We start from the raw sequence: 12,475 nt of genomic DNA on the forward strand, positions 1-12,475 counted from the left end.
GCATGGATGACCTGGTCGCTGCCGCAAGTCATGCGCTGGCGCAGTTCGCCAGCGCGACCCGCCTGTATGCACTGGATCTAGGCGACGGCAGCGCCGACCTCGGTTCCGGCGGCCTGCTGGTCGAAGCCTTTGTCGCCGACGACCGCGTGCAGGGCGTGGGCGCGCGCGACGTGATTGCCGTGTCGACCAGCGCCCACGTCGACCTGGCAGCCTTGCTGGGTCAGCCGGCCAGCCTCGCGGTCAGTCTGGCCGACGGCACGCGCACGCATTTCGCCGGCGAGATCAGCGAAGCGGCGCTGCTCGGCAGCGAAGGCGGCCTGGCGCGCTACCGGGTGCGTATCTCACACTGGATCTGGCGCCTGGCCCACGTGCGCAACAGCCGCGTGTGGCAAGACCAGGGCGTGACCGACATCGTCGACGCCGTCTTCGGCGCCTACGCCCCGGTGGCGCGCTGGCGCTGGAGCGACGAAGTCATGCCCTTCATGAACGAGGCGCCGGCGCGCAGCTACTGCTGCCAGTACCGCGAGAGCGACCTCGATTTCGTGCTGCGCCTGTTGGCCGAGGAGGGCCTGGCCTGGCGCTTCGAGCAACTGGACGACGGTCCGGCGATGGTGTTGTTCGCCGACAGCAGCAGCCTGTCCGGCGTACCCGAGGATGCCGGCAGTGCCGGCGGCGCCGTACGCTTCCACCGCGCCCACGCGCGCGAGCAGAGCGATACGGTGCAGGCGCTGGCGGCGACGCGCAGCGTCGTTTCTTCCAGCAGCACGCTGCTCAGCTACGACTACAAGGCGAAAAAGGCGGTGGCCGCCACGTCGCCGGCGCGCCTGTCGAATGGCGCCAGGCTGCCGCCGCTCGAATCCTACGACGCGCCCGGCCAGTATGCGTTTGCCGACAGCGCCCAGGCGCAGCGCCAGGCCGACCTGCGGATGGAAGCGCGCGAGGCGCGCAGCCAGTTGTGGCGCGGGCGCTCCACCGTACGCACGCTGCGCGCCGGCACGCGCCTGACGATCAGCGGCGCGCCGCTGCAGCGCCTGGGCGAGGCAGCCGGCTACACGGTGCTGCGCGTGACCAGCGTCGGCGTCAACAACCTGCCGTCGAAAGCTGCGGAAGCGCTGGCCGAACTGTTCGGCCCGATTCCCGAATTGTTACGGGAAGTGGTGCGGGTTGCCTTGCCGGCGGACTTCGCCCTCGCCGTCGAGCAGGCCAGGAAGGGCGGTTACGCGAACTGCTTCGAGGCCGTCGCCAGCGAGGTGGTGTGGCGCCCGCAACTGGCCGGCAGCGACGGCGGCAACGACAGTGCGCATCCGAAGCCGACCGCGCACGGCGCCCAGAGTGCGATCGTGATCGGCCCCGACGGCGCCGACGTGCCGAACGGCGCCGACGAACTGTATTGCGACGCGCTCGGCCGGGTGCGCATCCGCTACCACTGGCAGGACAGCGGCGACGCCACCTGCTGGGTACGCGTGGCCCAGCGCCTGGCCGGCGGTGGCAGCGGCAGCCAGTTCCTGCCGCGCATCGGCCAGGAAGTCGTCGTCCAGTTCATCGAAAACGACATCGACCGCCCGATCGTGATCGGCGCGCTCTACAACGGCCAGGGCGAAGGCGGCGTGGCGCCGACCCCGGGCGGCCAGGCGCACGACGCAGGCAAGCAAGCGCCGTTCGCACCCGCGCACGACCATGCGCCCTCGGCCCAGGGCAACCTGGCCGGCGGCCACAGCCCCGTATGGCATGGGGCTTCGGCCGACAGTGCCGGCCACTGCAACGGCGCCGCCCAGTGGGGCGTGCGCAGCAAGGAATTCGGCGGCGCCGGCTACAGCCAGCTGCTGTTCGACGACACCGACGCCCAGGGGCGCGTGCAGCTGCGCACTACGTACGCGGCGACCGAACTCAATCTCGGCCACCTGGTGCACGGCGCCGACAACTTCCGCGGCAGCCTGCGCGGCCAGGGCGTCGAACTGCGCACCGATGCCTACGGCGCCGTGCGCGCCGGCGCCGGCCTGCTGGTGTCGAGCTACGCCCTGGCGCACGACGCGGGCGCGCGCGACCCGGCCGGCGACAACGCGGCCGGCATCGCACTCCTGAAGCAGGCGGTCAAGCTGGGCGAAAGCTTCAGCGACGCCGCTGTCGCGCACCGGACCGTGGGCCTGGCCGCGCACCTGGGCGCAGCAAAACCAAACGCCAGCGTCCTCGACGACAAGGCCGCGCCGCTGCAGGCGATGCTGACGGCCGTCTCGGGCATGGTCGGCGCCGACAGCGTCGATGCCGCTCGCGCCGACGCGGCGGACAAACAGACCGCGCCGCAGGACGGCAAGCTGCCGCACACGACCGACCCGGTGATCGCCATCGCGGCGAAGGCCGGCCTCGCGGTCACGGCCGCGCAGGCCATGCAGCTGTCGAACGGCGAAACCGTCACCCTGATGAGCGGCCAGGACAGCCAGTTCGTCACCGGCGGCCAGCTGCGCGTGCACAGCGGCCAGGCAATCGGCATGCTGGCCGGCGCGGTGGCGGCGGGCGCGGGCGGCATCGGCATGCAGGCGATCGCGGCGAAGGATGCGATCGACGTGCAGGCGCAGGCCGATATCCTGGCCGTGCAGGCGCGCGACGCGGTGGACGTGGTCAGCGCCAGCGCCCACGTGGACTGGGCGGCGGCCAAAAGCATCAGCCTGTCGACGGCGGACGGGGCGAACATCACCATCGAGGGCGGGAACATCACGGTCCAGTGTCCGGGGAAGATCACGATTCATGCGGGGAAGAAGAGTTTCCTGCCGCGCGAGCGGCTGAGCTATCCGCTGCCGGCGCTGCCGCGCACGATTTGCGTCGCCTGCCTGAAGAAGTCGCTGGAAGCGGCGCCGGCTTTTACTTCCGTGGAGTAGCGCATGCTGATCGATCCATTCCACCCCGGCTGGCTGCATGAGCTGACCCGCAGCCATGCGGATTTACCGCCGGATGCGCAGCGCTTGCTGCTGATCGACGGCGCCTTCGTGCCGGGACTGTTTCGCAAGCTCGCCGGCACCTGCCCGCCGGTACTGCTGTTCGAATCGCTCCCCGGCTGTTCCGAAGCCACGCGCGACGTCTCGCCCTTTGTCGTCGCGTTCGATCCGGACAATCGCGCGCTCATGCGGGTACTCGATGCCTGCAACGGCTGGCCGATGGTGAGTGCGGTCACGACGTTTGAAAGTACCGCGCAGTTTGCGGCCCGGCTGGCGGCCTGGTGCATCGTCGAGGTGGACGGGCAGCGCTTCAATTTCCGGTTTCCAGATACGCGCCGGCTGCCCGGAATCTTCGATGCGCTGACGCGGCAACAGCGCGCTGAGTTCGCCGGCGGGGCGCTTGAATGGCAGTACATCGGGCGCGACGGAGCATGGTATCGCTTGCCGCTCGAAGGAGGCGCGGCAGATGTTCCGGTCAGCGAAAAAGCCGCGCTCGACGACGACCAATTCGGTCGGCTCGTCGCTGACAGCGAAGCCGATGGGATCTGGCTGCGGCTGCAGGATAGAGGACTGGTATCGCCGCTGTTACCTTCACAGCGGCACACCCTGCTTGCGAACGCGTTGCTGTCGGCCGAGGCGGAAGGGCTGGATGAAATGCTGAAACTGCGCTGGTGCAGCGATTGCATCAGGGCGCCGGATGCCCGCGATGCGCAAACGTTGCAAGAGCGGTTGGTTGCATGGACTCAAGAAAAAATGAGGAAAGATAATGAAGCGTTACCTCGGACTGCTTAGCGCGTCGGCTGTTTTTCTCACCGGATGCTCGATCTGGACCGACACGGTGGCATCGCCGTCGAAAAACGGTGTTTCGGTCAACGTCCACGGCGTCAACTATACCGCCGAGCCGTTCCGGTATGCGATCGTGGACCCGAAAGACCCGACCAACGAGGCTGGTGGCGAGCACATCGAGCCATTTGCCGCGGGCGGCATCATGTGCTGTTTTACACTGCCAAAAAAATGGTCTCCAGGAATGAAAGTGGAGATTCGCTCCACACATTGGCTACCCGAGGATCCTGCTGGCCAGCTGACCGAAGTGAAAAAAGTACACACGGTCGATGTGCCTCCGTATCCGGACGGCAAAGCCGGAGAGTTGTGGGTATTGCGTACCGCTGAAGGCGGGATCGATCTTGTATCGAGCGACCTGCAACCGAATCACCCGCAATGGCCGGGCAAAGTGAAAGGTTGGCCTGTGCCGTCGTTGGCATATCAGCGTGAGCGGTGGGAGTTGTATCGGAAGCTGGCGAAAGGGAATGTTGAGACATACCAGGTACTGTTAAGCGAGCTGAACGAGGATCCAAAGAAGCGCCTGATGTCGGCTTGGGAATACGATAAAAAATATAGTCGCGATGAAGTTCGAAGGTTTACAGGCGCAGACGACCCTGCTTACGCGAATTACTTAAAAGCGCGATATACCGACGGGTTGAAACGTTCGCAAGCGAAGCTCGATCGATTAATAAAGGAGAAGCCTTGAGTACTGTCTTATGCCCGACACTGCCGGCTTCGTTCGAGCAGGCGGTGACTCTTGATAAGTTCTTTGATCGCCGAGAAGATCAGGCCCGGATTGAAACATTAGAACTACGTGAGCAACCACGTGTCGGTATTCCTGGCGATTCATGTAAAACGAATCTATTCTTCGGATTTTTTTTCGACGGCACTCGTAACAATTACGAAAAAGCAGCGAAAACAGGCGAACAATCGAATGTAGCCCGTCTTTACGATCTTTTTCCGGGGCAGGCGGTGCCCGGTGTGCTGCCTGTCGAGACAGACTGGAAGTACAACCCGGGACGTTTTACACATTTCTTCCGCGTATATATTCCTGGTGTAGCGTCAACCTTCAAGGAAGTAAACGACAGCGGTGCCGGATGGGACGAGACGTTCGGCGCCGCCGCAGGCAAGAAAGGCTGCGAACGGATTGTCTGGGCGCTCATCCAGGCCATCAACAATGTGAACCGGTATTTCCATCAGCAACCGCTGATCTCTTCGAGCGAAGCGACGGCACTAAGCGAGCGAATCGACCTGTCGCGGGAAGCCCGGCGGATTATGACGCAACCGGGCGCCGCCCAGCATTATGGCGCCGGTAGCTGGAGCGTCCCGCGCATCGAGTTCGAGAAATTGTTGAGGCGCCTGCACGCGAATGTAGCGCAACACTGGTCGAAAAATGGCGCCCGGCTCGCCAAGATTGAGCCAGGAATCGTCGAGAAGATCTATATCTCTACGTTTGGCTTTTCCCGCGGCGCGACTCAGGCACGTGCCTTTGCCAATTGGCTCGACTCGCTTTGCCGGCTCGATGCGCGCATACGAGGCGAAGGTAGCAGCAGCCTCGGTGGATTTCCGGTCGAATTCGATTTTCTCGGTCTTTTCGATACTGTCGCTTCGGTTGGGCTAGGCAACACACTGGGTAATTTTCCCTTGTTGCGTGCGGCGGACGGTCATGGCGCTTGGGCAGATGCCGAAGATAGTTTGCGAATTCCGAGTTGCATCAATTCATGCGTGCATCTCGTTGCTGGTCACGAATTGCGGCGCAGCTTCCCGTGCGATTCCATTGCCGTGGGTTTTACGCTTCCTGAGCGCACGCAAGAGATTGTCTTTCCCGGAGTTCATTCCGACGTTGGTGGCGGCTATGGGCCAATGCAGCAAGGCAAAGGCCTTGACGCCTCCGGCGCGGATATGTTGTCGCGGGTGCCTTTGCTCTACATGTACAAGCAAGCGCGGCTCGCGGGTGTGCCGCTCAAACTTGAACTGGCCAGTGGAGCCGTGCAGAGCAAATTTTCGATAGCATCGAAAACCATTGCTGACTTCAATGCTTATCTTTCGAGGTGTACCAAAACGTCCGGTTCACTTACCGACATCGTGAGGGAACAAGCAATCCTGCAGATGTCATGGCGCTACGCGCGCCGTGACCGCGGACCGGCACCGCTGCACGGCATACCCAGTTTTTTGCGAGCGACCAACTTCGACAAGAACGATCTCGAATCGGCAAACAAGGAGTTCAACGGTGAACTCCACGATTTCGAAAAAGCCATGGCGAAACGCGAGCGCCTAGCTCGGCGGCAGAATGCCGGCTTTGACAACAAGGTAGAGAACGAATGGGAAGAGATTGCGACCTACTGGCCCCTGGCCCAACCGGACCCGGTCGTAGCACATTTCTTCGATGAATACGTTCACGACTCGAGGTCAGGGTTCAAATTGACCGGAGACGATAGCGAGGCCAAAGCGCTCGTCACGCTCGGAAAATGGTCACGCCGACTAAGAGATGCCAAGCGTCGCTACGAAAGCAGCGCCTATTACGGCGACGGCGCAACGATCCCCGGGCCACCAGACTACGGCATGGGAACGAATGAACGCATGGCAGCCGAGGACTACGATAAAACAGGCACGGTTCCGCGCTATATGACGGCCGGACGTGAACCATACCGGTTCGGGAGCGCTGGCTATTTCCGTTTTCGCAAAATCTATGGTGGCTCGGATACCGTCTTGCTGTCGAACTGGCAACCTCCACAATCCCGTCATACGCCGGTAGTCGCAAGTGCCGATCATCCACAAGGCCGGGATACGGATCACCCGTCGCATGAAACGACATAATGCTGCGACGATCAATAGTCGACAACAGGCTGGTTCGACGAACACGACACAGGATACCGCGCGCGAGCGCGTCAGCATCAGGTTGTCAAAGTCGAGAGCGGCGCCCTCGGAGAAGCGGCCGGCTACACCGTGCTGCGCGTGACCAGCGTCGGCGTCAACAACCTGCCGTCGAAGGCCGCGGAAGCGTCAAGCTGAGGGGAAACCATGAATGGCTTCGAAGCTCATGAGAGTTCCGGTACGATGAATATCCACCGAAGCCTATTGTTACTTGCCGCGTGCAGTGTTTTTACGCTGACGGGAAGCGGAGCACCACCAATGGGCGTGACACTCGATGTCGTATTGTTCAATTACCTTGACCGGCCAATATTCGACGTCTATATCGATGGTAAAGCCGGAGACAGCTCGGATCCCTATCCCGCTACCGGGGGCGGCACCATCGCAGGCGTCGGCTTGACTTCAGGTCCTAAAAAAATATCGTGGCGGCTCGATGGGCCGCCTGGAACCCCGCGTAACGGAGAGACCGAACACGCAAGGAACTCGCCGCGACTGGACAATGTTCCACGAGAAACGCGCTATCTCTCCATGCATATCTACCCTGACGAGACGGTTGAACTGGTCGTTTCGACGCACTATCCTCGCGCTACGGACAAAGGCCGCGCCAGTGCAAGTCATCGTCCGGAGGATCCGTAACCGGTGCGGAAAGAGATCCGGGGCGACGTACATGAACGCACAGAAAGCCGAAAAAGAATGAGCATCCTCGAAAAAGCCATCGCCGTCGCCGTCGGCGCGCATGCCGGCCAGCGCGACAAGGCCGGGCGGCCGTATATCCTGCATCCGCTGCGCGTCATGCACGGCTGTGCGAGCGACGACGAACGGATCGTCGCGATCCTGCACGACGTGCTGGAAGACACCGAGGTGACCGAGGCGGACCTGCGCCAGGCGGGCTTCGGCGACGAGGTCATCGCGGCCTTGCGCTGCCTGACCAAAGCCGAGGGAGAGCATTACGCCGACTTCATCGGCCGCCTCATGCCCAATCCCCTGGCGCGGCGCGTGAAGACGCTGGACCTGCTGGACAACATGGATTGTTCGCGGCTGACGACCTTCGACGACAAGGACGCCGCGCGCATGCAGCGCTACGTGGCTGCGCTGGCGCGGCTGCGCGAACCCAGGGCGACCTGACGGTCCTGCCAGCTGGCGGCCGTCCGGCGCGCGGCGCACAATGCGCCTGTCAAACGGAGGAGAAACGGATGCGCGACGTCGTCATCATCGGCGCCGGCCACAACGGCCTGGTGTGCGCCTTTTACCTGGCCCGCGCCGGCCTGAAAGTCACCGTGCTGGAAGCGCGCGGCGTCGTCGGCGGCGCGGCGGTGACCGAGGAGTTCCATCCAGGCTTTCGCAATTCGGTCGCGGCCTACACGGTCTCGCTACTCAACCCGAAGGTGATCGCCGACATGCGCCTGGCCGCGCACGGCTTGCGCATCGTCGAGCGGCCGCTGTCGAATTTTTTGCCGCTGGGCGACGGCGGCTACCTGAAGGTCGGCGCCGGCAAGACGGCCGCCGAAGTCGCGAAGTTTTCGGCGCGCGACGCCACCCGGCTCGACGCCTACGCCAGCCACCTCGACAGCGCCGCCGACCTGCTGCGCGACCTGGTGCTGCAGACGCCGCCGAACCGGACCGACGGCGGCTGGCTCAGCGCGCTGCCCGAGCTGATCAAGGCCGGCAAGCTGGGCAACCGCATGCGCAAGCTGCCGCTCGCGAGCCAGCGCGAACTGCTCGACCTGTTCACCAAATCGGCCGGCGACTACCTCGACGGCTGGTTCGAGAGCGCGCCCATCAAGGCGGCCTATGGCTTCGACAGCATCGTCGGCAACTACGCCAGCCCGTACTCGCCCGGTTCGGCCTACGTGCTGCTGCACCACGTGTTCGGCGAGGTCAACGGCAAGAAGGGCGCCTGGGGCCACGCTGTCGGCGGCATGGGCGCGATCACGCAGGCGATGGCGCGCGCGGCCGAAGGCCTGGGCGCCGAGATCCGCACCGGTTGCGCCGTGCGGGAGGTGCTGCTGGCGCAGGGGCGGGCAACCGGCGTCGTCACTGCCAAGGGAGAACGCCTCGATGCGCGCGCGGTCGTCTCGAACCTGAACCCGCGCCTGCTGTACACGAAGCTGGTCGACCCCGCCGCGCTGCCCGACGATTTCCGGCGCCGCATGGGGGCCTGGCGCTGCGGGTCCGGCACCTTCCGCATGAACGTGGCGCTGGCGGAGCTGCCGAGTTTCAGTTGCCTGCCCGGCAGGGAGGCGGCCGAGCACCACGGCAGCGGCATCGTCATCGCGCCCAGCCTGGGGTACATGGAGCGCGCCTACCACGACGCGCGCGCGTTCGGCTGGTCGCGCGAACCGATCGTCGAGATGCTGATTCCATCCACGCTCGACCCGGCGCTGGCGCCGCCGCATCAGCACGTGGCCAGCCTGTTCTGCCAGCACGTCGCGCCCCGGCTGCCCGACGGCGCGAGCTGGGATACCCACCGCGAACACGTCGCCGACCTGATGATCGATACCGTCGACCGCCATGCACCGAACTTCAAGCGCTCGGTGCTCGGCCGCCAGATCATGAGCCCGCTCGACCTGGAACGCACCTTCGGCCTGGTCGGCGGCGACATCTTCCACGGCGCACTCGGGCTCGACCAGCTGTTCGCGGCGCGGCCGATGCTCGGGCATGCGGACTACCGCGGGCCGGTGGCGGGGCTGTACACCTGCGGCGCGGGGACGCATCCGGGTGGCGGCGTGACCGGGGCGCCCGGGCACAATGCGGCGCGGGAGGTGTTAAAGGACTTCAGCAGGCGCAGCGGCTTCAAACCACCTCGGCCCGCCCAAAATACCCATACTGCAAGCTCGCCGCAATCCGCCGCGCCACCACCATGAACTCGTCCGCCACTTCCGGCTGAAACAAGCGCCGCGCATGCGTTTCGAACCGCCCCAGCCAGCGCCGGAAGTGTGCGACCTCGACGCCCTGGATCTGCATGTGCTTGCCATAGACATTCCCCTTGAACTCGCCGCTGGCCAGCATCACCGAGCACCGGAAATCGACCATGCGTTCCAGGCGTGGTGGTGTTCGGTAGAGGAAGGGGCGGGCGAATTGTGGCAGATACTGCAACGGCGGACCATGCCGGCCGGTACCAGAAATCCTTTGTCCGCGGCTTGCGAAATTGCTATCCTCAAAGAAACTCGGCGCTGATGGGCCGCTCACAAAAACAGGAGACGCGATGAAACGACGGGATCTGTTGGGCATGACGATGTCGGCGGCGCTGCTGCAAGGCGTGCTGCCGGGTGCGGCGATCGCCAAGAGTACAGGCCGCAGCCGCGCCCGTCCCGGCACGCCCGCATGGCCGAGCGCGCAGCAGTGGCAAGCCTTGCGCACCCGGACCGGTGGCCGCCTGCTGGGCCTCAGTTCGCCCTTCGCCCGCGGTCAGAGCGAAGCCGTGCGTAACGAAGCGCTGGCCGGCCTCAAGAACCCGTATTACGTCGGCGACCACCCGGCGCTGACCCAGACCAGCGGCTAGCAGGAGGCCTGGACCTCGCGCGCCAGCACCTATGCGGTGGCTGCGCGCGATGCCGCCGACGTCGCGGCCGCCGTCAGGTTTGCACGGCGCCACAACCTGCGCCTGGTGGTCAAGGGCGGCGGCCACAGCTACTTCGGCGCCTCGAATGCGCCCGATTCGCTGCTGGTGTGGACGCGCGCGATGAACCGGGTCACGATGGTCGACGCCTTCGTCGCCCAGGGCTGTCCGAAGGAATCGACCCAGCCGGCCGTGCACGTCGGCGCCGGCGCCATGTGGGCCGATGCCTATGCCGAGGTGACCACCCGCGGCGGGCGCTACGTGCAGGGCGGCGGCTGCACCACGGTCGGGGTGGCCGGGCTGGTGCAGGGCGGCGGCTTCGGCAACTTCTCGAAAGGGTTCGGCACGGCAGCTGCCGGCCTGATCGAAGCCGAAGTCGTTACTGCCGACGGCGCAATCCGCATCGCGAATGCCTGCACCGATCCGGACCTGTTCTGGGCCTTGAAAGGCGGCGGTGGCGGCAGCTTCGGCGTCGTCACGCGCCTGACGCTGCGCACGCATGCGCTGCCGGCCTTCTTCGGTGGCGTGTTCGGCGAGATCACGGCCAGCTCGAACGAGGCCTTGCGCGCGCTGCTGGCGCGCTTCGTCGACTTCTACCGCGCCAGCCTGTTCAACGAGCACTGGGGCGAAACGGTCTCGCTGCGCGATGGCAAGAAGCTGAAGCTGTCGATGGTGTTCCAGGGCCTGGACGAAGCGCAGGCACGTGCCACGTGGGCGCCGTTCTTCGCCTGGGTGCGCGAGCGGGCGGAGTACAGTTTCGCCGAGCCGACGGTCATGGCGATCCCGGCGCGCCATTTCTGGGATCCGCGCTTCTTCCAGAAACACGCGCCCGGCCTGACGACGATGGATGGGCGGGCCGGCGCGTCGCCCGACCACCATTTCTGGACCGGCGACGGCGAACAGGCCGGCTGGTTCATCCACGCCTACCAGTCGACCTGGCTGCCGGCCGGGCTGCTGGCGCCGCAGCGGCAAGGGGCGCTGGTCGATGCGCTCTGCGCCGCCGCCGCGCAGTGGGATGTGGAACTGCACTTCAACAAGGGCCTGGCGGGTGCGCCGGCGGCGGCGCTGGAGTCCACGCGCGACACTGCGATGAACCCGGCCGTGCTCGATGCCTTTGCGCTGGCCATCGTCGCGGGCGGCGGCGGCCCGGATTTTCCCGGCATGCCGGGCGCGCAAGTGGACGCCGAGCGCGCACGCCGCGCGGCCGCGCGCATCGGCAGTGCGATCGACGCCTTGCGCACGGTCGCGCCCAACGCAGGCACCTATGTCTCGGAAAGCGATTATTTCCAGGCGCGCTGGCAGGATGCCTACTGGGGCGCCAACTACGCGCGCCTGGCGCGGGTCAAGCAGGCGATCGACCCTGGCGGGCTGTTCTTCGTACACCACGGCGTCGGCAGCGAGGCGTGGAGCGCGGACGGGTTTACGAAGCGGACCTAGCGTCATCGGAGGAACAAATCGCGCTTACGAGAGTCCGAAGCTTATGGAGCCACATGCCGAGGAGACCGTATGGCCGCGATCGTGCGCATCGACGATGAAGTCATCGATACCGATGTCTTCATCCGAACACTGAAGCTCACCGGACAGTTCGAGGGACTTGTCGAGCAGCTGGTGCGCGAGAAGCTGGCCGTGCATTCCGCGAAAAAGGCCGGCTTGCCGATCGCGCCCGCGGATATCCAGGAGCGCGCCGACCAGTTCCGCCGCGCCCAGGGCTTGCACCGGGCCGCCGACATGAACCATTATCTCGACGCGCTCGGCGTCAGCCTGGACGAATTCGAAGAGTTCGTCACCGACGGCCTGTACCACGAAAGGATGATGGAACAGGTCTGCAGCGAGAAAGCGGTCGAACAGTATTTCAAGCTCAATTCGCCGCGCTTCGACAGCGTCGAGATCAGCCATATCGTGCTCGATTCGGAAGGCAAGGCCAAGGAGATGATGTCGGCGCTGGACGACGATCCCGACAGTTTCGCCGAGATGGTGAGCGAGTATTCGGTCGGCGAGGCGCGCGAGAACGGCGGGGTGATCGGCAAGGTATTGCGCGGTTCCCTGAAACCCGACCTCGAGGCGCGCGTCTTCAATGCCGCGGCCGGCGACCTGCTCGGACCGTTTCCATCGGGCGACCGGGCGCTGTTCGAGATTTTCATGGTCAACGCCAGGCATCCCGCCGCGCTCGATGAGGAGACCGCGGTCGAGGTGCGCCGCCTGCTGCGCGAGGAATGGCTGGCGGCGCGGGCGCAAGAGCACATCATCGAAGCCTGCCCGCCGCGCTGAGAGAGCTCTCGGTGATCGGCACTTC

General features: G+C 65.1%; 11 protein-coding genes. 10 read left to right on the forward strand and 1 reads right to left on the reverse strand.

Annotation, left to right across the window (positions count from 1 at the left end; genetic code table 11):
* Positions 1-2 precede the first annotated feature (2 nt).
* From AC56LG_RS23130 to AC56LG_RS23160, 7 genes are all read left to right on the forward strand, one after another.
* Positions 3-2,873: a type VI secretion system Vgr family protein gene (locus AC56LG_RS23130; protein ID WP_497168381.1), complete on the forward strand. Its 2,871-nt coding sequence runs from the start codon at positions 3-5 to the stop codon at positions 2,871-2,873.
* Between the two features lie 3 nt (positions 2,874-2,876).
* A complete protein-coding gene (locus tag AC56LG_RS23135) occupies positions 2,877-3,722 on the forward strand; it encodes a DUF4123 domain-containing protein (RefSeq protein ID WP_497168382.1) in 846 nt (281 codons plus the stop codon).
* Complete coding sequence (locus tag AC56LG_RS23140) at positions 3,697-4,458, forward strand: DUF3304 domain-containing protein (RefSeq protein ID WP_497168383.1); 762 nt, start codon at positions 3,697-3,699, stop codon at positions 4,456-4,458. The genes AC56LG_RS23135 and AC56LG_RS23140 overlap by 26 nt, the downstream gene beginning before the upstream one ends.
* Positions 4,455-6,569, forward strand: coding sequence for a T6SS phospholipase effector Tle1-like catalytic domain-containing protein (locus AC56LG_RS23145; RefSeq protein ID WP_497168384.1), 2,115 nt, complete (start codon positions 4,455-4,457; stop codon positions 6,567-6,569). Before AC56LG_RS23140 ends, AC56LG_RS23145 begins: the two co-directional genes overlap by 4 nt.
* A gap of 204 nt (positions 6,570-6,773) precedes the next feature.
* Positions 6,774-7,259: a hypothetical protein gene (locus tag AC56LG_RS23150; protein WP_497168385.1), complete on the forward strand. Its 486-nt coding sequence runs from the start codon at positions 6,774-6,776 to the stop codon at positions 7,257-7,259.
* Between the two features lie 57 nt (positions 7,260-7,316).
* Positions 7,317-7,748 (forward strand): HD domain-containing protein, encoded by a 432-nt coding sequence (locus AC56LG_RS23155; RefSeq protein ID WP_497168386.1) that lies wholly within the window; start codon positions 7,317-7,319, stop codon positions 7,746-7,748.
* A 68-nt stretch (positions 7,749-7,816) separates the two neighbouring features.
* Entirely contained in the window at positions 7,817-9,487 is a 1,671-nt protein-coding gene (locus AC56LG_RS23160; protein WP_497168387.1) for a phytoene desaturase family protein, read from the forward strand.
* On the opposite strand, the gene AC56LG_RS23165 is transcribed toward AC56LG_RS23160, so the two are convergent.
* Entirely contained in the window at positions 9,417-9,854 is a 438-nt protein-coding gene (locus AC56LG_RS23165; protein WP_497168388.1) for a group III truncated hemoglobin, read from the reverse strand. The genes AC56LG_RS23160 and AC56LG_RS23165 overlap by 71 nt on opposite strands.
* On the opposite strand from AC56LG_RS23165, the gene AC56LG_RS23170 reads away from it, so the two are divergent.
* The 3 genes from AC56LG_RS23170 to AC56LG_RS23180 all read left to right on the forward strand — a co-directional run bounded on the left by AC56LG_RS23170 (position 9,829) and on the right by AC56LG_RS23180 (position 12,450).
* Positions 9,829-10,125: a hypothetical protein gene (locus AC56LG_RS23170; protein ID WP_497168389.1), complete on the forward strand. Its 297-nt coding sequence runs from the start codon at positions 9,829-9,831 to the stop codon at positions 10,123-10,125. The genes AC56LG_RS23165 and AC56LG_RS23170 overlap by 26 nt on opposite strands.
* A gap of 36 nt (positions 10,126-10,161) precedes the next feature.
* A complete protein-coding gene (locus tag AC56LG_RS23175; RefSeq protein ID WP_497168390.1) occupies positions 10,162-11,619 on the forward strand; it encodes an FAD-binding oxidoreductase in 1,458 nt (485 codons plus the stop codon).
* A gap of 69 nt (positions 11,620-11,688) precedes the next feature.
* Positions 11,689-12,450, forward strand: a complete 762-nt coding sequence (locus AC56LG_RS23180; protein ID WP_497168391.1) for a peptidylprolyl isomerase — start codon at positions 11,689-11,691, stop codon at positions 12,448-12,450.
* The last annotated feature ends 25 nt before the right edge of the window (positions 12,451-12,475 follow it).

The sequence above is a fragment of the Telluria sp. ZB2R32 genome (assembly GCF_059685715.1).